A 24450-nucleotide genomic window follows, 5' to 3' on the forward strand; every position below is an offset into this window, starting at 1 on the left:
TGCTGGTTCTATAAACCACCCAACAGGGCTACGGTAAATTCGGTAGGTATTTCCAAATGCGGAATGTGTCCGCTACCATCAAATTCTATCAGCTTGGCACCCGGTATTCTCGCCGCAATCTGCTTCCCCAATATTTTGTACTGACCATGAAGCGCCTGCTCCTGCGGGCTTAACAATCCCTTTCCGACGATAGTTTTATCTTCCTTACCAATAAAGAGAATCGTTGGAACTGTGATATTCTGAAATTCATAAACAACAGGTTGTTCGTAAATCATAGTAAAAGTCATTGCAGCAACCTTAGCCCATCGTGGGTAATCGGAACTCAGTGTTACTCCGGAAGCAATGCTTACCAATTCATCATATTCTGGTTTCCAAACAGTAAAATAAGAGCTTTGATAGTATTTCTTTATGCTTTCTGCTGTTGATTTAAGTTCTGTTTTATATTGATCTTCTGTAGTGACATAGGGCACAAATGCACGGTAATCTTCCAGTCCGATAGGGTTTTCCAGTAATAACTTTTCAGTAGCCTGAGGGTACATTAAAGCGAATCTCGTAGCCAGCATGCCTCCCATTGAATGTCCCAGAATGCTTGCCTTCTGAATACCCAGGGTATCCAACAAAGCTTTATTCCAGCGGGCCAGCTGATGAAAACTGTAATGAATATAAGGTTTTGACGATTTCCCAAACCCGATCTGATCAGGCACAATTACCCTGAATCCTCTGCTGGTTAATGCTTTGATCACATTAGTCCAGTAGTATCCGCCAAAGTTTTTACCATGAAACAAAACTACAGTTCTCCCATTTGCATTTTGTACCGGGGCAACATCCATGTAGGCCATACGTATATCCTGTCCTTCTGTACGGATGGGGAAATATTTTACGGGATAAGCATATTTGACATTTTCTAAAGTAACAGACAGTGTATCTGTTTGTTGTGCGGAAGCCGACAGGGAAATACTAAATAATAGAAGAGCGGGTAGAAGTAGTTTTTTGAACATATATTTTACTGATTGTAGCCTAGAAACAAAGTAAAAGGCCGAAAGTTCTAAAACTAACGATTATTTTACAGAAAAACCCCGTTCCTTATACAGGAAGCGGGGTTTCGTCTCAAACGTGTGTGTGTTTGTTATTTTTTTAAAGTAAATGGGATATTCACACCAAAGGTGATATTACGCCCCATGTTATAGATACCCAGTGTAGGATCTTCATCGCTTAATCTTCCTGGTTTAAAACGGCTTAAATGATCATAATAAGCTTTGTTCAACAGGTTTTTTCCAGCTATATAAACTGTGATATCCTGATTCTTGCTTAACTTCAGTGTTGTTCCAACCGATGCGTTCAACAAAGTATAACCTGAAGTTGAGGTCTCAAAACTATCGATTTTAGTTTGCTTGAAATAATTATCAATACCTACTGAAACATAAGAATGTGAGGTTCCGGCGATAGTTGGCTCAAAACGTAATTCATTATGTAAAGTTGCTGCAGGAATAAATGGTAATGATTGTTTAGTCGTGCGATTAGTTGCCCTGGTATAAGAGAATCCATTTTCAAAATGGATGAAACTAACCGGGTGTAAAGTTAAAGAGGCTTCTATTCCACGTAAAAAGGCATTGTTCTGTACAAAGTTATATACCGGAAAATCTCTGTCATCTACCTTTTTGGTTGTCCCGTCGGTATTGTAATAGATATAATGATTAATAAAATTGGCAAAACCACCCAGACTTGCACTTATATATTGATTTTCATAATCAAAGGAAGCATCAAACTGATAACTCTGCTCTGGTTTAAGATTCGGGTTACCTACCTCATAACGGAATACACCTTCATGCACACCGTTTGATGCCAGTTCAGCAATATTTGGTGCTCTGAAAGCACTTCCGGCATTCGCTTTAAAACTAAAAGCCTCATTAAATTCATGGGTGTAGCCTAATGCTCCGGTCACATGTGAAAACTTATTGCTGAATGCAGGATAGTCTGAATCACCATGAAACTCTTTGCCCGTCATTTTTCTGTAGTCAAAACGAATACCTGCGTTAAAAGTATCATCATCCCATGTCTTTTTAACAAATGCAAAACCACCAAAAGCCTGAGTATCAAAATCAGGAATCAGCTGTTCTTTCCCTGTAGTATTTAAACTATGGATATATTCCCCTGAAACACCTACGACCGGTGCCCAGCCGTTGATTTCTTTGAAGGAGTATTTCAAATCATAACTGTAGGTATAACTGTTCAGAAACAAATCCGGACCTTCTCCTGCTGTCCCCAGTTCTCTGCGCAAATTATGCTGATAACCTAAAGTAGTTTTTAAACTTCCGTCTCCTAAAAGGATATTACTGTTTAAAGCAATCTTATAGTGACGGACGTCCTGTTTCGGATAAGCCAGCGTTCTGTCTTTATTCTGGGCATCTGTGAATGGCTGATCGTCTTCTCCTACCAGCTGACCTGCTTCATTTCTTTTCGGTTCGTAAAAACCAATATTTGTACGGAAACTTGACGCGTCTAAATGTGCATATCCCCATTTCTTGTTCAGCCCAATCTGTCCTTCAAAATTTGTCTCATTGAATCCTGAATTAGGTACGTATTCTGTTGGTGTTTTATAAGAATAGGCATTTTTATAAGAACCACGTACTTTATAAATAAAGCCATTTTCGTTACCCTGTAACATTAATGAACTTCCTGTAAGACCATTATTGGTCGCATAATTAGTCAGGAATTCACCTCTTAAAGTTCCGTCCGGTGCCGGTAATCCATCCAGAATATTAATTACTCCACCGAGTGCGTCTGAACCATACATTAAACTGGCAGGGCCTCTTAATACCTCTACGCGGTCTGCACTGTACTGATCGATTTCAATTCCGTGTTCATCACCCCATTGCTGTCCCTGTTGTTTTACTCCATCGTTTAGTGTCACAACACGGTTATAGCTTAAACCACGGATAACTGGTTTGGAAATTGCAGGGCCGGTAGTAATCTGCGAAACGCCCGGCACCCTTGAAATAGCATCCATCAGATTTGTAGACGGACGGTATAATAAATCAGCCTTGCTGACAGTAGATACTGAAGTACTGTTTTTACGGTTATCTGAGCTTGAAGCTGAGCCGGTAATCACCACTTCCCGTCCTTCAATCACACTTGGCTCTAAAGCAAATTCCAGTTTTCCAACATTCGAAAGATCTATCGACTGGGTAATTGTTCTATAGCCAATATAGCTTACCTGAACAAGAAAACGGCCACGTGCCGGTATATTTTTGAAGATGAATTCTCCATTTTGGTTAGTAATAGCTGATGTGCGCAAATCAGGAATAGTGATTGAAGCACCCGGTAATGGTGTTTTAGTCTGAGCATCAATAATTCTACCTTTGATTTCTGCCAGATCAGCAGCAAATGCGCCGGTAAAAGTAAAGACAGTTAACAGTACAACTAAATATAGATGTATCTTTTTCATATATTTTTATAATGATCATGAATCTTTCATGAACCGGTAAGGTCATTCAGATTTCATATGTGTGTGTTTCTTTTTTGAATAAAATTGACTGGTGCAGCAATATATCAGAAAGATATATTCAGCAACCGGTATATAACCGCACTGGAAAAACCGGGACAGTTATAACCTGAATCAGAAGATTTTTAAGCTAACACGACAGGGGGACCACGGAGGGAGGTACTGATTAATGCAATATAAAAAGATCCTGTCAAAGCATAGTTTCGCACGATGGGCTTGCTTTCAGGTTTTGCCTTATAAGCTACTGCGACAGTATAATAATCTTTTTCGAAATGTGCGGAACAGATCAGACAGTTATGTCTCTCACTTCCCACATGCACTTTATGCATACATTCTTTCCCGTTTCCAGCACAATAGTCTGACTGCACTTCATGATGATGAAGCGAGCTCCACGGCGTCAGTGCAATGGCAAATACCCAAAGCAGCAGCGTCGCAAGAATACGGTTGATATGTAAGCGTCTGTTGTTCAATTCAACACAAAAGTAATCAAATCTCTATAATTCAGGTAATGTTCTCGTAACATTGCTTTTATATCTTTAAAAAGACGCCAGAAGATCAACCTGTTGTGGTTCTGCAGTGATATGTCATCAGAATGCTTTTATTCAGTCTGATACCGCCTGATTACGCTGTGCTTAAAACTATTCAGGATTATAAATCGTTAATAAAAATAAAAGATATGGCAACGTCTCAACAAATCAGAACTGCTTACATCGACTATGTCTTAACGCAGGACGAAAAACCTAAATCTGTTTATAGTTTTGTTAAAAAACTGAAGATATCAGAAGCTGAGTTTTATGAATTCTATGGTTCTTTTGAAAGTATTGAAAAAATGGTATGGGCAGACCTCACTGTCGAAACTATTGATGCAATTCAACAGCAGGAAGTCTGGGCACAGTATTCATCCAGGGACAGAATGCTTTCGTTTTTCTACAGTTATGTGGAATTACTAAAAAAACACAGAAGCTTTATCGTCTATAGCCTTAAAAGCCACAAAGACAGATTTGCTACTCCTCAGGTCCTGTCAGGAGTAAAACCAATTTTTGAAAACTTTGCAGATGAACTGATTAATGAGGGTCTGGAAAGTGGTGAACTCGCAGACCGCAAACTCTTCAGCAAAAGATACAAGGATGCTCTTTGGGTTCAGTTTGCCTTTATCCTGAATTTCTGGGTTAATGATGACAGTACTGAGTTTGAAAAAACCGACGAAGCCATTGAAAAAGGAATCAATGTGACCTTCGACTTATTCCAGCGTTCTCCTATTGACAATCTTTTAGAATACGGTAAATTCTTATCCAGAAATGGGAAATTTGCTGAAACCAGAAGCAGATAATGACATGGCCGAACAGAACAGTATACCCGTAACCAAAACTGAACGCTCTGCTAAATTTGTAAAAACAGGCTTTCAGATTGGAGGAAATTACATTAAGCACTATTCTAAAAAGCTATTTAATCCGCAGCTGGGCAGGGATGAACTGAATGAGGATAATGCTACCGATATTTATAAATCACTAAGTGAATTGAAGGGCAGTGCGCTGAAGATCGCACAAATGCTCAGTATGGATAAAAACATACTTCCCAAATCATATGTGGACAAATTCACGCAATCACAATATAATGCACCTCCGCTATCAGGCCCGTTGATTGTAAGGACATTTACCAAAAATTTCGGTAAGACACCGGAGGTTATCTATGATAAATTCAACCTGGTTTCTACTAATGCAGCTTCTATAGGCCAGGTGCATGAGGCTGAACTGAATGGAAAAAAGCTGGCCGTGAAAATCCAGTATCCCGGAGTCGGAGACAGTATTTCTTCGGATTTGAAATTAGTAAAACCTTTTGCTTTCCGTCTATTGGGGATGAGCGAGAAGGAGCTTAATATCTACATCAGGGAGGTAGAGGAAAGATTATTGGAAGAAACCGATTATGAACTGGAGGTTCGCCGTTCTATTGAGATTACCCTGGCTTGCAAAAACCTGAAGAATGTGGTCTTTCCTGCTTACTATCCCGATCTTTCGGGCAAGCGGATTATTACGATGGACTGGATAGATGGTCTCCATTTAAAGGAGTTTCTTCAGACTAATCCATCACAGGAACTCAGAAATAAAATCGGGCAGGCACTTTGGGATTTTTACAATTTCCAGCAACATGAACTCAGAGCGGTACATGCAGATCCACATCCTGGTAATTTCATGATCACACCGGATGAAAAATTGGGAGTGATAGATTTTGGCTGTATCAAAGAAATGCCGGATGATTTCTATGTGCCCTTCTTTTCGCTGATTTCCTCAGATATTATTAATGATAAAAAGAAAACGATTGAGGCTTTCAGGAAACTGGAAATGATACATCCGGGTGATGATGCTGCACAGATCGAATTTTATTATAAGGCATATCTTGAAATGATACAATTATTTGCCAAACCTTATACGAGTAAAACATTTGACTTCAGCCAGCCGGAGTTCTTTGCTCAATTGTATGCTTATGGTGAAAAGATCACTAAAATGCCGGAGTTTAAACAGGCAAGAGGTGTAAAACACTTTATTTATATCAACCGTACAAATTTTGGTTTATACACTATTTTACAGGAGCTAAAAGCAGTGGTGAAAACGGATACCTATAATCCGCATATTTAAGTCTTTATGCATCCTGAAAAGGGTCTGTATCTATAACAAAGGTAGAGGTATAGTCGCCACAACTATACCTCTACTAACCTAAAAACTTGTATATAAGACGTAAATGAACTAAAAAGGTTTCATTGAGTTTGCAAATATTTTTTAACATTTCAACACGTCTCTGCCGAAAAGCAATTTTCACATCTTAATATATAGATATTCAACTGAATCAGAGATTTAGTACGCTAGAATTATTATATATATTAGTGTAATCAAAATCTCAATATCTACAACCTGATACCACTATGAAAACCAACGAAGAACTGATTCATCATTTCTATACCTCTTTTAAAAATAAAGACTTTAAGGCTATGCAGGAATGTTATGCTGATCACGCAACTTTCAATGACGCTGCATTTAGAAATCTAAACACTGCACAGGTACGTTGCATGTGGGAAATGCTGATTAAAAGTGGAAAAGATATGCGTGTGGAATACAATCACGTTAAAGCGGATGAACAAACCGGCTCTGCAGAATGGGTTGCACATTATACTTTTTCTGCAACTGGAAAAAAGGTCGTTAACAGTATCAAAGCATCGTTCAGGTTTGAAAACGGGAAAATTGTACAACATGAAGATAATTTCAGCTTCTATAACTGGTCAAGACAGGCTTTGGGATTACCCGGATTACTGTTAGGCTGGACTGATTTCCTGAAGAACAAGATACGTAAACGGGCTGCAGAAAATCTGCGTTTATATATGGCCGCTCATTCTTAACTCAAGCTAAACAATATAAATTCATCTTTTGTTTATACCCTAAAAATCATATGAAACCAGCACTTACACTTGTTCTGACGCTTGTAGTATCAAGCACCTTTGCACAGCTAAAACCGGTTGCCTACCATGATGGCGCACAAAAACTGAATGGTCTGGTAATTGCACCGGCAAAGGCTACTCAAAAAAAAGCAGGTATACTGATTCTTCCGGCCTGGAAAGGAATTGACAACAATGCTAAAGAAACAGCGGCTAAATTAGCCCAACAGGGTTATTATGCGTTTGTGGCCGATATATATGGAGAAGGAAATTATCCAAAGGATACCAAAGAAGCAGGTCAGCAATCAGGCTATTATAAAAAGAATGCCAGTGTATACCAGCAAAGAATCAGCCTGGCTTTACAACAGCTGATTAAGGCAGGTGCAGATCCTTCAAGGATAATTGTTATTGGATATTGTTTTGGCGGCACAGGTGCAATAGAAGCTGCAAGGGCTAATTTACCAGTCAAAGGGGTCGTTTCTATCCATGGTGGCTTAGGTCAATATGCGGGGGAAAGAAAAACAGCGGTTATTAAACCAAAGGTTCTGGTATTGCATGGCGCAGATGATCCTTCAATGACCACGGAACAGGTCCTGGGTTTTCAGCAGGAAATGAGAAATGCCAGGGCAGACTGGCAAATGATTGAATATGCTAATGCAGTACATGCATTTACTGACCCTGATGCAGGTAATGATAATTCGAAAGGTGCAGCTTACAATGAGCTGGCAGCGAAAAGATCATGGAAACATATGTTATTATTCTTCGATGAAATATTAGCCGGTTAACCGGCTGATATTTCAGTTTGAAGCAGCTCTACGATAGCAGCGGCGGTAATTTTCTGCTGCTCTCCTGTATGCATATTTTTAAAAGTCAATATGCCGCTCTGCAACTCATCGCTCCCTATCAGAATCACATAAGGAATAGATTTTGCATCAGCATAACTCATCTGTTTTTTCAGTTTCGCAGCAGATGGGTAAAGTTCGGCAGCAATACCTGCATCTCTTAATTGCTGCAACAGCGGTAGCGCATAAAGTTCAGATTCCGCGTCAAAATTACTGATCAGAACCTTTGTTCCGGCAGCAGCCGATTCAGGAAACAGATTCAGCTCCTGTAAAACATCATAAATACGGTCAGCCCCGAATGAAATACCCACTCCTGTCAGTCCTTTCAAACCAAACATTCCGGTCAGATCATCATAACGTCCACCACCGCAGATACTCCCCATCGCTGCTTCATTGGTTTTTACCTCAAATATGCAACCGGTATAGTAATTCAAACCACGGGCAAGTGTGATATCCAGCTCCAGATCAGGTTGTTTCAGATCGCTGTTTTTCAACAGCCCCTGCACATAAGCAAATACGGTTTCAATCTCTGCTATTCCTTTTAGTCCGATCTCAGAACCTGCTAATACCTCTTTTAACCGGTTTAATTTTTCAGCATTTGTCCCTTCCAGTAAGATTACTGGTTTTAGCCTGGTAATATCATCTTCAGTAAATCCTCTTTCCAGCAATTCTTTTGTCACCCCTTCAAAACCGATCTTATCCAGTTTATCAATGGCAACAGTCATGTCTATGATCAGTTCTGGTTTACCGATAATCTCTGCAATTCCTGAAAGAATCTTCCGGTTGTTGATTTTAATTGTAAAATCTGTCATGCCTAAATTACATAACGCTTCCTGATAGATCAGTACAAATTCAGCTTCATTCAGCAGACTTTCAGATCCCACTACATCCACATCACACTGGAAGAACTCACGGTAACGTCCTTTTTGAGGTCTGTCGGCTCTCCATACCGGTTGTATCTGGAAACGTTTGAAAGGAAGAGAAATATCATTCTGGTGCATCACTACATAGCGTGCAAAGGGCACAGTGAGGTCGTAACGTAATGCTTTCTCACTGATTGAGGAAATCAGTGCATTGGAATTTAATGCGCTCAGATGAGCTGCATTAGCTTTAGAAAGATAGTCTCCTGAATTTAAAATCTTAAAAATCAGTTTATCTCCCTCATCGCCATATTTACCCGTCAGCGTAGAAAGGTTTTCCATCGCAGGGGTCTGTATTTCAGCGTAGCCATATTTCTTAAATACCTTTTTAATGGTATCAAATATGTAATTACGTTTCACCATTTCCTGAGGTGAAAAATCACGGGTTCCTTTTGCTAAAGACGGTTTAATGTTTGACATGGGGGCAAAAGTACAAAATTACAAAACCAAGAGCCAGTTTAAGTTTATAATTAAGCTTAAAACGACATTAAAAGGCACAAAAAAAGCTGCCGAAGCAGCTTTTTAACTCATATTTAAAATTATTAAACCAATAATCTTACCGGTTCTTCTAATAATGCTTTGAATGTTTGCAGGAATGCAGCACCTGTAGCCCCATCAACCGTACGGTGATCACAGCTTAAAGTAACTTTCATTACATTTCCTGGAACAACAGCACCATTTTTAACTACCGGAACCTGTGATATCCCACCAACTGCCAGGATACAAGAATCAGGAGTATTAATAATAGCTGTAAATTCTTCAATGCCGAACATACCTAAATTAGATACGGTGAAAGTTGAACCTTCCCAGTCTGAAGGCTGTAGTTTTTTTGCTTTTGCACGTTGCGCAAAATCTTTGACCTCAGCCGAGATACGTGACAATGGTTTTCCATCAGCAAAACGTACAACCGGAACTAATAGTCCGTCTTCTACTGCGATAGCTACACCAATGTTAACATGCTCATTGTAACGGATCTTATCACCTAACCATGAAGAGTTCACATTAGGATGTTGTTTTAACGCAACAGCCACAGCTTTAATCACTAAATCATTGAATGACAATTTAACCGGAGAGAACTCATTCATCTTAGTACGCGCATCCATAGCAGCATCCATATCAATACTCATCGTAAGATAGAAGTGCGGAGCAGTAAATAAGCTTTCTGATAATCTTTTCGCGATTACTTTACGCATTTGAGAAACTGGTTTCTCTGTATATTTTTCTTCTCCTATATACTGAGCAAGAACAGGTGCCTGTTTCTCAGCTGCAGGGGCTGAACCAGCATCAGCTGCTTTTGCCGCAGCAGCAGGCTTGAAGTTTTCTATATCTTTTTTAATGATACGACCACCATCAGCACTACCTGAAACCTGTGAAAGATCTATACCTTTTTCTTTTGCAATTCTTTTTGCCAGAGGAGATGCTTTCAGACGTGAGCCATCAGCGTTATGTTGTTCTTCCTGTGCTTCAGCAACAGGAGCAGCAGCTGCTTCTTTTACCGGAGCATCCGATTTGTCAGCAGCAGGTTTAGCCGGAGCATCACCCTGACTTAAAATTCCACTGATATCAAATCCTTCAGGACCTACTATTGCAATAATACCGTTTACTTTAGCAGCAGCACCTTTTTCTACACCAATATGTAACAAAGTTCCGTCTGCATAACCCATTACCTCCATAGTAGCCTTATCGGTTTCTACATCAGCCAGGATATCATCATTCTTAATTTTATCACCTACTTTTTTATGCCATTCAGCAATTACGCCTTCAGTCATAGTATCGCTTAACAAAGGCATACGTACTACAGTAACACCTTGTTTTTCCAGATCAGCATCACTTACTGCAGCACCTTTTGCTTCAGCTGCAGGAGCCGCTTCAGCAGGTTTTGTTTCTGCAGCTTTTTCTTCTTTTGCCGGTGCAGAAGCACCTTCAGCATCAAGAGCAGCTTTATAATCTTCGCCTTCTTTACCAATAACTGCAATTACAGCATCAACAGGAACAGCTTTACCTTCTTCTACACCAATAAAAAGGATGGTGCCATCCCAGTAGGATTCAAGATCCATGGTAGCCTTATCGGTTTCCACTTCTGCCAGAACATCTCCACTTTTAACTTTATCGCCAACTTTTTTATGCCACTTAGCCATCACCCCTTCGGTCATGGTGTCGCTCATTTTGGGCATCTTAACTACTTCAGCCATTCTATAATATCAATTGAAATATGTTGTAAAATTAATCTTGGATATATGGATAGTCTTGTTGCACATAAACATCAGTATATAATTCTGATGCTTCTGGCCATGGTGACTCTTCAGCAAATTTTACAGATTCATCCACGATCTGTTTCACTTTAGCTTCAATTTCATCAATCCACGCCTGATCAGCATACTTTTCATTAAGAATAGTTTCTCTTACTGATTCAATCGGATCTTTAGCTTTATACTCTTCCAATTCATCTTTAGTACGGTATTTAGCAGGATCAGACATAGAATGTCCACGGTAACGATAAGTTCTCATTTCTAAAAATGTTGGTCCTTCACCATTACGCGCACGCTGAGCTGCTTCATCCATTGCATTGTGAACAGCAACAGGATCCATTCCATCTACAGGAGCACATGGCATATCAAATCCTAAACCGATTTTATACAGATCCAGCATATTTGTTGTACGTTCTACAGAAGTTCCCATCGCATAACCATTATTCTCACAAACAAAGATTACAGGAAGTTTCCATAACATTGCCATATTAAAGGCTTCATTCAGTGCGCCCTGACGAACTGCACCATCACCCATATAACAAACGTTTACATTTTTAGTCCCTTTATATTTTTCAGCAAATGCGATACCCGCACCTAATGGTATTTGTCCACCTACAATTCCGTGACCACCATAAAAATTATGTTCTTTGCTAAACATGTGCATTGAACCACCTTTACCTTTGGAACAGCCGGTAGCTTTACCATACATCTCTGCCATTATAGCGTTTGCACTTACACCTTTCGCCAAAGCATGAGCGTGATCACGATAAGCGGTGATCATAGAATCTTCAGGTTGTAATGCAGAAATCGCTCCGGCAACTACAGCCTCCTGACCGATATATAGATGACAAAAACCACGGATTTTCTGTTGTCCGTAAAGTTGACCAGTTTTCTCTTCGAACTTACGCATCAGTAACATCGACTCAAACCACTTCAGATAGGTATCCTTATTAATTTCTACTGCACTCATTTTTGGCTATTGATTTTTATTTATGAGAGCAAATCTACTTTTTTATTGTAATATATCGAAGGAATAGTGTAAAATGGATGTGATCAATGACCGTAAAATGTTAATAACTCACACATTTCAACAAAATACATTTGGATAACATATCTAATTTACATAGTTTTGACAACCTGACAATAAGCCTTAGCTGGTGTACGTTTAAGTGCAAGTACCTTTTACCCAAACTTAACAGTGTAACATGATAAAAAAATTTTTGTTTTCTGCCCTTATTGCTTTGTGCAGCGTAACTGCTTTAAACGCACAAACTAAAACAAAAGAAACCAATAAATTAGAGGATCCTGACAACTTAGCTTCCCAATATTTCTCCCAGGTTATGGGTATCGCAGTCGACGCGACATCTAACGTCAAACTCTACAAATTCATTTATGAATGGATAGGAACTCCTTACCGGTTTGGTGGAAATACCAAGAAAGGAATTGATTGTTCAGCCTTCACGAAAGCGATTTACGATAAAGTTTTCAACACTACATTGTTAAGAAATTCAAGAGACATCTTCAGCATGGTAGACCCACTACCTAAAGATGAACTAAAAGAAGGAGATCTGGTCTTCTTTAAAATCAGAAGTACAAGAATTACACATATAGGAATTTATTTAGGTGATAACCGTTTTGCACACGCTTCCTCTTCAAGAGGTGTCGTGATCAGCAATCTGAATGAACCTTATTATTCCCGCTTCTTTTATAAGGGTGGCAGGATTTTAGAATCAGCTAAAAAAGATTTAATAGAAGAATAAGATCTTCGTCAAAAATAGCTACAAAATCCTTCTAGATCCTTTTAGAAGGATTTTTTTATGCTCCTAATTACTACAAAAACAAATTTACCTCAATGAAATTCAAAATAACAGGCTTTATTTTACTCGCTGTAATAACCAGCCTTATCCTGTTAAGCTGCACAGGAAACGTTAATGTAGCTGCAGAACAGAAAACATCACCCCTAAAGGATACTCTGCTAAAAGTCACTAAAGATACGCTCACGATTACAGCTGTTGGTGACATTATGCTTGGCTCTGCCTATCCTTCAAAATCCAACCTTCCTGCTGATGATGCTGTGGGGAGTTTCAAAAATGTAGCTTCTTTTCTAAAGGGTGATATCGTATTTGGTAACCTGGAAGGATGTTTCCTGAATGCAGGAAAATCCACGAAATGCAAAGACACAATCGGTAATAGTTGTTTTGCTTTCAGAATGCCGGAACGTTATGCAGGTATTTATAAGGAAGCAGGATTCAATCTACTTAGCGTTGCCAATAATCATGTTGGTGATTTTGGATGGAAAGGGAGAAAGCGCAGTGCTGCAATCCTGGACTCTCTTGGTATAAAATATGCAGGCTTAACTTCTCATCCCTATACAATTTTTGAAAAAGACAGTGTAAAGTACGGATTCTGTGCCTTTGCACCGAACGAAAATACAGTTTCTATCAATCAGATTGACAGTGCAAAGGAACTGGTGTCCTTTCTTAAAAAACAAGTTGATATTGTTATTGTGTCTTTCCATGGTGGTGGTGAGGGAGCTAGATTTGAACATGTAACCCGGGCCAATGAAATTTTCTACAAGGAAAACAGAGGAAATGTATATGCCTTCTCTCACGCTGTCATTGACGCTGGTGCAGATATTGTATTAGGACAGGGCCCACACGTCACCCGTGCAGTAGAGGTTTACAAAAACAAGCTCATTGCTTACAGTCTTGGAAATTTCTGTACTTATGGCATGTTCAGCTTAAAGGGACCAAATGGATTTGCTCCGCTTATAACAGTCAAATTAAATGGTAAAGGCGATTTTCTCTATGCCGACGTTGTTTCTGTTAAACAGGATAAAGTCAACAGACTGACACTGGATAATAATCACACCGCATTTAATAAAATCAAGTCTCTTACTGATTTAGATTTCCCGGGACATAATCTGGTTTTTAATGATCAGAGAATTGAACTGAAAAAATAAAAACTGTCTTTCCCGCTTCTTTCCTTTTTGCTCTGCCGGGCAGCGGTAATCGTATGCCCTTTCTTAAGTAGTTTTAAGATACAAAGGAATATCTTCAGCGATTAAAAATGGACAATTAGACTGATATTAATATTTCGTACCTTGAAACAGTTTAACTTATTTAATTATTAATCATGAATTACGCCATGTACATTTTTTTCTTCTTTGTCATAGTAGTGCTGTTCAGCTCTTTTGTGACGGTAAAGCAAGGGACAATTGCTGTTGTTACAGTCTTTGGAAAATACAGACGCCAGCTGAGACCAGGACTAAATTTCAAAATCCCGCTTATTGAGGTTATACATTCCAGAATTTCGATACAGAACCGTTCTGTAGAACTTTCTTTCCAGGCAGTAACACAGGATCAGGCCAACGTATATTTCAAGGCTATGCTATTGTATTCAGTACTGAATCACGATGAAGAGACTATTAAGAATGTAGCCTTTAAATTCGTTGATGCGACAAATTTAATGCAGGCACTGATCCGTACTATTGAAGGATCAATCCGGGCTTATGTCGCCACTCAGAAACAAGCTAATGTTTTAGCACAACGAAACGAGATCGTAATGCACGTAAAAGAACAAATCGATATCGTACTGGAATCATGGGGCTATCACCTGCAGGATCTGCAATTGAATGATATTACTTTTGATGACGAGATCATGAGATCAATGAGTCGTGTGGTAGCTTCAAATAATCTTAAAGCAGCAGCCGAAAATGAGGGACAGGCTTTACTAATTACCAAAACCAAGGGAGCTGAAGCTGATGGTAATGCCATCAAGATTGCCGCAGCTGCCGAACGTGAGGCCGCACAGTTACGCGGACAGGGTATTGCACTGTTCAGAGCCGAAGTTGCACACGGGATGACAAAAGCTGCCCAGGAGATGGAGCAGGCAAATCTGGATATCTCAGTGATCTTATTCACGATGTGGACTGAGTCTATTAAACATTTTGCAGAGAATAGCGATGGTAATGTGATCTTCCTTGATGGTTCTACAGATGGGATGAATAAGACGATGAAGGAAATGATGTCTATGCAATTCCAGAAACCGAAAAATTAGTCTTTCTCACAAACACTAATTAAACAAAGAGGCCGCAGCAGATTAATCTGCTGCGGCCTCTTTGTTTAATTAGTGTTGATCGTATAATTATTTCTTTACCTCCATAAAGTCTCCCATAACTCTCAGACTTTCGTCCTGAAAGAAATCAAAGTCTTCATTCTTCTTGATTTTATCTCCTTTTTTAACCGGAGGCAAACCTCTCGAAGCTCTCAGCTTATTGGTTTTCTCCAAAGATTTGGCTTCCAGACTATCTCTTTCAGCTTTCAATTTGCTTTCATTTAATGTTACTGAGGTTTCCAGATCACGTTTTTTCATATCTGCAATACCCTGGATCAGGACTTTATAATCCAAAGATTTTTCCATCCTTGCATTATGCAGCTTAACCAATTCAGGTTTAACTGCTGACAGGTTAGCAACCGGTGTAAAGTTGGATCTCTGAACTTCATCCCATGGCAGTGCCGATGTCTCAGTATCTTCGCCAATCTTATCCATTGGATAGAAAGATGGTAAAGTAATATCCGGCATTACTCCTTTATGCTGAGTACTGCTACCATTTACACGGTAAAACTTAGCCATAGTCAGGTTAATCTGTCCAAGCTGAGGCGTATCCTTTCCTCCTTTGATTGTCAGTCCAGCTCCGGGATTACCCTTCTGAACAAGACTAGCCAGACGCTGCAGGATAGATGGGTTTACCAACTTATTTAAATCAATAGAAGACTGAACTGTACCTTTACCATAAGTTTGTGTACCTATAATGATTCCTCTTCCGTAATCCTGTATTGCACCAGCAAAAATTTCAGATGCAGAAGCACTTAAGCGATCCACCATTACACCGAAAGGGCCGCTCCATGCCACACCAGGATGTTCATCATTACTCACTTCTACATTGCCTTTTAAGTCCTTAACCTGAACGACAGGTCCCTTATCAATAAATAACCCTGTAAGATCAATTGCCTCGAGTAAAGATCCACCGCCATTGGCACGCAGATCCATCATGATTGCATCAACCTTATCTTTATTTTTCAGTGTATCGATTAATAGTTTTACATCACGTGTAGTACTTTTATAGTTCGGGTCACCAGCATTTGCCGCTTTAAAATCTGCATAAAACGCAGGGACAATAATGACACCGATTTTATAGGATTTACCATTGGACTCTATAGTTTTCACTTCTTTTTTAGCCGACTGATCCTGCATCACGATCTTCTCCCTGGTCATTTCTACAATGATCGGCTTTGAAGACATATCCTGACCTACAGGAATGATTTTCAATCTTACTTTGGTTCCCTTAGGGCCTTTGATTTTAGCTACAGAGTTATCAATTCTCCAACCGATGATATCTTCAAACTCTCCGGTCGCCTGTCCTACAGCAACAATTCTATCTCCGGAATTCAGCTGTTTGCTTTTGAAAGCAGGACCACCCGGGATAATTTCTGAAATCTTCAATATATCATTTTCCAATAGCAGATGTGCACCAATTCCTTCAAAAGAACGGGCCATATCCTCATTAAACTGAATAGCTTTGCTTGGATTAAAGTAATTTGTGTGCGGATCAATTGTTTCTGTAAAAGCATCCATGATCATTTGAAATACATCCTGATTATTCAGTTTAGCAGATTGTGATTTCAGATTCTGGTATCTTTTAGTCAGTGTCTCTACATTTTTAGCTTCGGCAGTACCGGCTATTTTTAAATTGATCAGTTCATATTTAACTCTCTTTTTCCAGATATCATTCAATGCCGCTGTCGAAGTTACCCATGGCATTTTCTCTCTGTCAAAAACATAGGTATCATTCTGGTTGAAATCATATTTATCCTTGATATGCGCCATTGCATAATCAAGAGTCTCATTATATCTTTTGGAATAGACATTAAAAATATAAAATGGAGCACTTAAATCGCCTGCTCTGAAATCATCGTCAAGAGTGGTTCTGAATTGCTCAAAATCTTTAATATCCGAAGCAAGAAAATAACTTCTGTATGGATCAAGTGCCTTGATATACTTATCCAGTACCAGAGATGAAATCGAATCGTTTACCGTTAATTTCTTATAGTTGTAATTTTCTATCAGAGCGACAATCTCCTTACATACCAAACTCTGTTGCTCATCAGGCTTAATATTAGGGATACCTTCAACAAGCGGTTGTGCTTTAGGCGCTGCTGAACAGGCTAGAACAGCTGCAGTGAAGGTTACCAGTAATATTCTTTTTAACATCTCTTTAAATAATTTAAAATCCATTTTTATAATAACAACCAATATGATACCAATTTCTCAAATAAACAGAAAAGAGACAGTATAATACTGTCTCTTTTCTGTAATCTTTACCAAATATAATTAAATACTGTATAATACCATCCATCATAACGATTAAAATACACTATAACACCCACATAAACAGTATTTTCTGTTCAAACAAATGGTAGTATTTTTTATTTCAGGACGCTCTTTTTTTCAGCGATAGAGGTTCTTGCCAGCTTAAACTGACCATTATACTGGCTTATTTTTGAAGTTTTGGCAAAAAGCTCCGCCCGGTTAACATCTTTTAAAGCCAGAGAAAATTCTTTTTTCTTCATTTTCACCTGAACAAGTCCCAGGATAGAGTCAATATAAGCTGAATTATTATTAACCTGTCTGGCTAAAATCCCCTGCTGGGTAAAAAACCACATCGACTGTGTAAGCTTATTTGCTGCCAGATAAATTTTACCCAATTGGTTATATGAAGCCATTTGCCCTGCTCTGTTTCCAAAACGGGAATAAGTTTTAAGTGCAACGTTTAAAGTAACCTGTTCAGCTTCCGTATAATGCTCCATCAGATAGTGTACGTTACTTAATCTTAAAAGTGAAGCACCGTAACGTGCAAAATTCTTAGAATTATTATATTCAAAAGCTGCCTTTCCAAATAAAGTAACGGCATCATTCAGATCACCATTTTTTTCGTTCTTTTCGGCCTGTTCAAAATAGAAATCACCATCTGCTCCAGATACAGCGATCGTAATAGAACCATTACTGGAAAGTGGTTCCTGCTGAACAAAAGTATTTGTTTGTGCCATCGCTGACCCGGAAAAAACCAGGCATAACAAAGCGAAACAGAGTTTATACATATTACAAATATATATATATTTTAGTTAAACACCTGTAAACTAACATCAAAAGAAGCCCACACCATATATGGATGCGAATCAGTATGATAAATTTCGCCGGCCGACGTTATGCCAATTACCCCGGCAAAGCCATTTATAGCTTTAAGTTCATTAAAAGATTTATCGCAAGCCTCCTTCAGTGTAAAGCCATCAGTAACACGTGTAACAATCCGGGCTGACAAGGCTACACTAACGATATCTTCTCCTACACCTGTACAGGAAATACCAGCATAATTATTTGCATAATTTCCAGCAACAGTAGCAGAATCGCTGACTCTGCATGGAATTTCAAATCCTTTTCCTCCTGTAGATGTTCCCGCAGCAAGATTCCCTGCCGCATCAAGAGCTACACAACCAACTGTACCTTGTTTATTCTGCTGATTTAGTTTCAATTCAAATTCAGCTAAACGCTGAGGAGTTACAGGATCAAAAAATTCATACCCATTTTTTCTTGCAAAATCAATTGCACCCTCTCCGCTTAAAACACTGTCTTCATAATTCAACAGTAAAGAAGCTACCTGAATGGGATGCCTGGTATCTTCTATATTAATTACTCCTGCAAATTTCTGTGTTTTTCCATCCATAACAGAGGCACTTAATCTTACCTTGCCATCACTTTGAATCTGTGACCCCAAACCCGCATTAAAAAGCACATTATCTTCCAGCAGATTAACAGCATAAGTTACTGTTTCGAGTGCTGTATGAGTCTGCAGATAAGCATGGGAAAGTGTGGCAATTTCTGCCAGTGCATCTTGCTTGGCTTTTTTAGTTTCCTGATTAGTTGATGATTCACTAAAGAATCCACCGTGGATAATTAATTTCATGAATATTATGCTGTCGGTATTACTTTAGGGTGATGAATATTCAGCTGATGCGCAGTCAGGTCATAAATATCTCCGTCACACATCACATGTACAATCATATTTTTTATAGAAACCGGTTGTCCCATTTCCACATCTGTCAGATTGGTATCTGACATACTTCTGCCATCTACTAAAATGACCATACCGGAGCCTATCGCTTCCATCGTATTACCATTTGAAATATACAAACCTGTGTCTTCACCAAGACCAATCCCAAGTATCCCCGGACTGCTTGCCGTAGCATAAAGAAGCCTTCCTATACGCCCACGCTGTACAAAATGAGTATCGACAATTACTCCATCAATAAATCCCAGTCCGGCTGTAATTTTGACTTCGCCTTTCAGCAAAGCATCTTTACTGTTCCCCTGGTATATCATATTTTTTGAGCTAGCCGCAGCACCAGCTGATGTCCCGGCAATTACAACTTCTTCATTTGCATACTTATCCAATAGTATTTCATGAATAGCTGTACCACCAAAAATAGAAGATAGTCTTAATTGATCTCCACCTGTAAAAACCAGTACATCAGCAGATTTAACCCGCTCACAATTCAAAATATCGTTCGCCTGTTCTCTGTTTACTATGTTTAATACACCAACATCATGAACATCGAGTTGCGCAAAGGCTTTGATATATTCTTCTCCAACTTTTTCCGGAACCAGTGAGGCTGTAGTAATAATTTCAAAGCGGGATAACGTATCTTTTACCGATTCAGTAGTAATACGTTTTAGGATTCCGCGCTCAAAGAAATTCATGTTCTGAGGCAGCCCGAATTGTGTTTCAGTAAAACTCCCGGTATTTATTGCACCACCAATAATTATCAATTTACCCTTTGGAACCATCTTATTTATTTTCTTAACCTAAAATCTCAAATATATACTCATTACTTTAAATATTACCATATTTCATCAATAATCTGATTGCTAACTACAATTATTCCTTTATTATCCAATTCTTTGATTAAATTTATGCACGTTTTTATGTTAAGTGTTTTTAAACGGATAGCATACGTTATTTAAAAAAAACATTCATATATTAATAGTCTGGATTAACTGCGTTTTAACAGCAAAAACCTAATCAGACGATAAGTAAGATTATCCAAACAGAACTTTACTGAAATTTAAAATTGATTAACCTGAAATCAGGATGATCCCCAGGGGTCAAAGGTTTAATGTTAAAAACTGCATTACCTGAAACAAAAAACAATGAGCTTCGAATAAGCGTTATTACCTAAATACAGCCAAGCAAGCGAGTTCTTGAGTACCATTGAAAACAAGATATTCTGACAAAAAAACACCCCCAATATACAACCTGCCTGAGCTCCTTCAGCCCGGCAAGCTTCATAACCATAAAAAACAATAAACAACATATGAAAATACTCGGCATTCAAGTGCTAAGAGGACCAAATATCTGGTCGGTCAACAGAAAAAAGCTAATACAGATGAGACTGGATCTGGAGGACATGGAACAACGTCCTACAAATGTAATCGACGGATTTGGTGATCGTCTGGAAAAAATGATTCCAAGTCTGTTTACACACCGGTGTTCAAAAGGTGAACCGGGAGGCTTCTTTGCCCGTATTAAAGAAGGAACATGGATGGGACATGTCATAGAACACATTGCTCTTGAAATCCAGACACTAGCTGGTATGGATACAGGCTTTGGAAGAACCAGACAGACCAAAACAGAAGGTATTTATAATGTAGTATTTAGCTATCTCGAAGAAAAAGCCGGTATTTATGCCGCTGAAGCCAGCGTAAAAATCGCAGAAGCATTAATTGATAATCTGGATTATGATCTTGAATTTGACATTCACCGTTTAAGAGAATTAAGACAAATGGAGCGTCTTGGTCCAAGCACAGGCTCTATAGTAGATGAAGCGATTGCAAGAGATATTCCTTGGATCAGACTGAATAAAAGTTCTCTGATACAGCTGGGTTATGGCAAAAATCAGGTACGCTTCAGAGCTACCATGACAGAACGTACAAATAGTATTGCTGTAGATATTGCCGGTGACAAAGATGAGACCAAACGTATTTTGAAAGATTCAGCCATTCCGGTAGCTAATGGAGTCACCATCTCAAGTATAGACGAACTGGATGATGCCATTGAGCGTATTGGTTTCCCTCTTGTATTTAAACCTCTTGATGGAAACCACGGTAAAGGTGCATCGATTAATGTCAAAACACCAGAAGCTGCCAGACTTGCGTTCGAGCATGCTAAACAGTATTCAAGAAGAATAATCATTGAAAGTTTCATTACAGGTTATGACTTCAGAATACTGGTAATCGACAACAAAATGGTTGCAGCCGCCTTACGTGTACCGGCACATGTCACCGGAAACGGAATTGCATCGGTTCAGCAATTAATTGATAAAGAAAATGAAGATCCAAGACGTGGATACGGACATGAGAATGTCTTAACGGAGATACTTATCGACCGTGACACACTGGATTTGTTATCTAAAAAGAATTACACACTGGAAACAGTTGTACCTAACGGAGAGCTTGTTTATTTAAAGTCAACGGCCAATCTTAGCACAGGAGGAACTTCCATAGATGTAACTGACCTTGTACATCCCCAAAATATTTTCATCAGTGAACGTATATCCCGGATTATCGGATTAGATATTTGCGGAATAGATGTAATGGCGCAAAACCTTACTCAACCATTAACGGAAAATGGCGGCGTGATTCTGGAAGTCAATGCTGCCCCTGGTTTCCGCATGCACCTTGCTCCAAGTGAAGGACTGCCGAGGAATGTAGCTGCCCCTGTCATAGATATGTTATACCCTCCGGGCAAATCAACCAGAATACCAATAATTGCAGTAACCGGAACCAACGGGAAAACAACGACGACCAGACTGATTGCACATATTGTAAAAAGCAATGGTACCAGGGTTGGTTTTACAACTTCAGACGGAATCTATGTGCAAAATACTATGCTGATGAAAGGTGATACCACAGGACCTGTCAGTGCAGAATTTATACTCAGAGATCCGACTGTTGAATTTGCAGTACTTGAAACCGCAAGAGGTGGTATTCTAAGAGCAGGACTTGGCTTTAAACGCTGTGATATTGGTGTGGTAACTAATATACAGGAAGATCATCTTGGGATTGCCGATATACACAATCTGAATGATCTTACCAGAGTAAAAGCAGTTGTTATTGGTGCAGTCAAAAGAGACGGCTGGGCTGTATTAAATGCAGACAATAAATACTGCGTCAAAATAGCTGAAACTGCAGACTGCAAAATCGCCTACTTTAGCATGGATGAAAATAATCCCGTTATTGTTGAACATTGCAAAAAGGGCGGTTCAGCAGCCATTTATGAGAACGGATATATTACTATCAAAAAAGGTGACTGGAAAATAAGAGTAGACAAGGTTACCCATATCCCACTTACCTTTGGTGGGAGTGTTGATTTCATGATTCAGAACGTACTTGCTGCAACATTATCCACCTTCCTTTGGGGGTATAAGATTGAAGATATCAGAATGTCTCTGGAGACCTTCATTCCATCCGCTGCCCAAACACCAGGAAGAATGAACATCTTTAAATTCAAAGAGTTTAAAATTCTTGTAGATTTTGCCCATAATACCAATGGATTCAACGGGATCAAAGATTACCTGAAAACCATTGAGGCTACAGAACATATCGGGGTAATATCCGGGACTGGTGACAGACGTGATGAAGATATTAAAGCAACCGCCCGTATTTCAGCACAGATGTTTGATAAAATCATTATTTGTCAGGAAAAATATCTTCGTGGCCGTCAGCAACAGGAAATTATAGACTTACTGATTGCCGGAATTAAAGAAGTTAAACCTAATATGGAAATCATCATTAATAATGATTCCACTGACTGTCTGAAGTTCCTGATTGCGACTGCAAAATCAGGTTCTTTTATTACTATTTTGAGTGATACTATAGATAATGCGATAGAAAAAGTCACTGAGTACCTGGACAAGGAATTCGGTATTTAATCAAATAAAAAAGCCGGAGTAAAGTGGTGTGACCCCAAAAAGTTGGACAGATTCAAAATTAAGTTTTTTGTACGAGAGCTCGGTATTCCACCGGGCTCTTTCCATTTAACCTGTTTTTTATTCTTTTATTGTTGTAGTAATGAATGTATTCTTTTAAAGAAGTGATAAATTCTTCTGTAGTTTCAAAGCTCTCTCTGTACAGCAATTCTGTCTTCATAATACCAAAAAAGCTTTCGGCCAAGGCGTTATCTAAGCAATTTCCTTTTCTGGACATGCTTTGAATAATTCCATTTTTTTCCAGAGCCTTTCTATATCCGTAATGTTGATATTGCCAGCCTTGGTCAGAATGAAAAATAAGTCCCTTTGTATCTTTCACTTTATCAAAAGCCTCGTATAACATTTCTTCTATCATCTGCATATTTGGACTTTTTGAAATACTATAGGAAATGATTTCCCCATTGAACATGTCAATTATAGGAGACAGGTAAATCTTCTCCCCTTTAATGTTCATCTGGGTGACATCCGTAGCCCATTTCTGATTAGGCAAACTTGCTTCAAAATCCCTTTCAAGTTCATTAGGGGCAATTTTGCCAACCTCGCCTTTGTATGATCGATAACTTGCTTTCCTGATAGTGCATTTTAAGCCTAATGTTCCCATCAATTTTTGCACAGTCTTATGATTTATGTTATAACCCCGGTTCTTCATTTCGGCGGTGACTCGCCGATAACCATATCTGCCTTTATGCAGGTGGTATATACTTGCGATCTCTTCTTTTTCATGCTTGTACTTATCATCAGCATTCAGCCGCTTATGATGATAATAAAATACCGAACGAGCCATCTGTTTACAATCCAATAGAATTGCAATATCATGTTCCGGCCTTAGTTCTTCGATGGCTTTTGCCCACTCATACGTTCGCGGGCTTCTCTTTCCTGTACTAAGGCCTTGACTTTTTTTAATAGCGCGTTCTCTGCTCGCAAGCGGGCATTCTCCGCCTGGAGCTTCTCTAGTTCTGTTTCAGGTCCAAGTTTCTTTGATTTTCCCATGCCTTTAGGTGGTCGTCCACGGGGCTTTTGTTTGTATAGTACTGCGTAGCCTTCACCTCGTACTAATCTTACCCAGCTCTCTAAGGCACTTCTACTTACTTTACGTTCCAGAACAACCTGTCTTAAAGGTACACCTTTTTCTATAATGAGCCTTACAACTTCTTCTTTGAAACCAGAAGTAGACTTGATATTGGCTTGCTTGCGTAGCCCACTTTCTCCATGGAGGTTATATTTCCGAACCCATTCCAATATCATGTCATCATCAATACGCCGTTCTCGGGATATCCAAAGAATCGGTGTCCCTTTTATCACTTGAGAAACTATATCGAGCTTCTCCTCAAATGTGTGTTTTGCCATAAATGATAAACCCCAAAAGTTTTTGTCCAACTTTTGGGGTTCACTTCAAAAGTCTCCGGCTT

Annotated in this window: 20 protein-coding genes; 8 read left to right on the forward strand and 12 right to left on the reverse strand. The window is 39.1% G+C overall.

Annotated elements, in window-relative coordinates; translation table 11 throughout:
• Positions 1–8: 8 nt before the first annotated feature.
• The 3 genes from PL_RS14350 to PL_RS14360 form a co-directional block, all read right to left on the reverse strand.
• Positions 9–998: an alpha/beta fold hydrolase gene (locus PL_RS14350; RefSeq protein ID WP_041878613.1), complete on the reverse strand. Its 990-nt coding sequence runs from the start codon at positions 996–998 to the stop codon at positions 9–11.
• 128 nt (positions 999–1126) lie between these two features.
• Positions 1127–3445 carry a TonB-dependent receptor gene (locus tag PL_RS14355; RefSeq protein ID WP_041878615.1) on the reverse strand — a complete coding sequence of 773 codons (2319 nt, stop codon included), beginning with the start codon at positions 3443–3445 and terminating at the stop codon, positions 1127–1129.
• A gap of 182 nt (positions 3446–3627) precedes the next feature.
• Complete coding sequence (locus tag PL_RS14360) at positions 3628–3972, reverse strand: hypothetical protein (protein WP_041878617.1); 345 nt, start codon at positions 3970–3972, stop codon at positions 3628–3630.
• 206 nt (positions 3973–4178) lie between these two features.
• Between PL_RS14360 and PL_RS14365 the strand changes: the two genes are divergently transcribed.
• The 4 genes from PL_RS14365 (at position 4179) to PL_RS14380 (ending at position 7711) form a co-directional block, all read left to right on the forward strand.
• A complete protein-coding gene (locus tag PL_RS14365) occupies positions 4179–4832 on the forward strand; it encodes a TetR family transcriptional regulator C-terminal domain-containing protein (RefSeq protein WP_041878641.1) in 654 nt (217 codons plus the stop codon).
• Complete coding sequence (locus PL_RS14370) at positions 4801–6135, forward strand: ABC1 kinase family protein (RefSeq protein WP_235324439.1); 1335 nt, start codon at positions 4801–4803, stop codon at positions 6133–6135. Before PL_RS14365 ends, PL_RS14370 begins: the two co-directional genes overlap by 32 nt.
• Positions 6136–6419: 284 nt before the next feature.
• Positions 6420–6890, forward strand: coding sequence for a nuclear transport factor 2 family protein (locus tag PL_RS14375; RefSeq protein WP_041878619.1), 471 nt, complete (start codon positions 6420–6422; stop codon positions 6888–6890).
• A 50-nt stretch (positions 6891–6940) separates the two neighbouring features.
• Positions 6941–7711 (forward strand): dienelactone hydrolase family protein, encoded by a 771-nt coding sequence (locus PL_RS14380; RefSeq protein WP_041878621.1) that lies wholly within the window; start codon positions 6941–6943, stop codon positions 7709–7711.
• On the opposite strand, the gene hisS is transcribed toward PL_RS14380, so the two are convergent.
• The 3 genes from hisS to pdhA form a co-directional block, all read right to left on the reverse strand.
• Positions 7708–9108, reverse strand: a complete 1401-nt coding sequence (gene hisS / locus PL_RS14385) for a histidine--tRNA ligase (protein WP_041878623.1) — start codon at positions 9106–9108, stop codon at positions 7708–7710. The genes PL_RS14380 and hisS overlap by 4 nt on opposite strands.
• A 122-nt stretch (positions 9109–9230) precedes the next feature.
• Positions 9231–10880 carry a pyruvate dehydrogenase complex dihydrolipoamide acetyltransferase gene (locus PL_RS14390; RefSeq protein ID WP_041878625.1) on the reverse strand — a complete coding sequence of 550 codons (1650 nt, stop codon included), beginning with the start codon at positions 10878–10880 and terminating at the stop codon, positions 9231–9233.
• Positions 10881–10911: 31 nt separating this feature from the next.
• Complete coding sequence (gene pdhA / locus PL_RS14395) at positions 10912–11907, reverse strand: pyruvate dehydrogenase (acetyl-transferring) E1 component subunit alpha (protein WP_041878627.1); 996 nt, start codon at positions 11905–11907, stop codon at positions 10912–10914.
• Between the two features lie 235 nt (positions 11908–12142).
• On the opposite strand from pdhA, the gene PL_RS14400 reads away from it, so the two are divergent.
• From PL_RS14400 to PL_RS14410, 3 genes are all read left to right on the forward strand, one after another.
• On the forward strand, positions 12143–12697 hold the full coding sequence (locus PL_RS14400) for a C40 family peptidase (protein WP_041878629.1): 555 nt from the start codon (positions 12143–12145) through the stop codon (positions 12695–12697).
• Between the two features lie 92 nt (positions 12698–12789).
• A complete protein-coding gene (locus PL_RS14405) occupies positions 12790–13899 on the forward strand; it encodes a CapA family protein (protein WP_041878631.1) in 1110 nt (369 codons plus the stop codon).
• Positions 13900–14072: 173 nt separating this feature from the next.
• Positions 14073–14996 carry an SPFH domain-containing protein gene (locus PL_RS14410; protein ID WP_041878633.1) on the forward strand — a complete coding sequence of 308 codons (924 nt, stop codon included), beginning with the start codon at positions 14073–14075 and terminating at the stop codon, positions 14994–14996.
• An 87-nt stretch (positions 14997–15083) separates the two neighbouring features.
• Here the strand turns inward: PL_RS14410 and PL_RS14415 are convergent, their stop codons facing one another.
• From PL_RS14415 to PL_RS14430, 4 genes are all read right to left on the reverse strand, one after another.
• Positions 15084–17210: a carboxy terminal-processing peptidase gene (locus tag PL_RS14415; protein WP_348619759.1), complete on the reverse strand. Its 2127-nt coding sequence runs from the start codon at positions 17208–17210 to the stop codon at positions 15084–15086.
• A 215-nt stretch (positions 17211–17425) separates the two neighbouring features.
• Positions 17426–18097 (reverse strand): hypothetical protein, encoded by a 672-nt coding sequence (locus PL_RS14420; protein ID WP_348619761.1) that lies wholly within the window; start codon positions 18095–18097, stop codon positions 17426–17428.
• 20 nt (positions 18098–18117) lie between these two features.
• Positions 18118–18960 carry an isoaspartyl peptidase/L-asparaginase gene (locus PL_RS14425; RefSeq protein ID WP_348619763.1) on the reverse strand — a complete coding sequence of 281 codons (843 nt, stop codon included), beginning with the start codon at positions 18958–18960 and terminating at the stop codon, positions 18118–18120.
• Between the two features lie 5 nt (positions 18961–18965).
• Entirely contained in the window at positions 18966–19841 is an 876-nt protein-coding gene (locus PL_RS14430; RefSeq protein WP_348619765.1) for a cyanophycinase, read from the reverse strand.
• Positions 19842–20368: 527 nt separating this feature from the next.
• Between PL_RS14430 and cphA the strand changes: the two genes are divergently transcribed.
• Positions 20369–22984: a cyanophycin synthetase gene (gene cphA / locus PL_RS14435; RefSeq protein ID WP_348619767.1), complete on the forward strand. Its 2616-nt coding sequence runs from the start codon at positions 20369–20371 to the stop codon at positions 22982–22984.
• Positions 22985–23042: 58 nt separating this feature from the next.
• Here the strand turns inward: cphA and PL_RS14440 are convergent, their stop codons facing one another.
• Positions 23043–23945, reverse strand: coding sequence for an IS3 family transposase (locus PL_RS14440; RefSeq protein ID WP_200890807.1), 903 nt, complete (start codon positions 23943–23945; stop codon positions 23043–23045).
• Positions 23867–24388 carry a helix-turn-helix domain-containing protein gene (locus PL_RS14445; protein WP_041886258.1) on the reverse strand — a complete coding sequence of 174 codons (522 nt, stop codon included), beginning with the start codon at positions 24386–24388 and terminating at the stop codon, positions 23867–23869. The genes PL_RS14440 and PL_RS14445 overlap by 79 nt, the downstream gene beginning before the upstream one ends.
• Positions 24389–24450: the final 62 nt, after the last annotated feature.

Origin of the sequence: Pedobacter lusitanus, from assembly GCF_040026395.1 — a bacterium.
In the GTDB taxonomy this organism is placed as follows: Bacteria; Bacteroidota; Bacteroidia; order Sphingobacteriales; family Sphingobacteriaceae; genus Pedobacter; species Pedobacter lusitanus.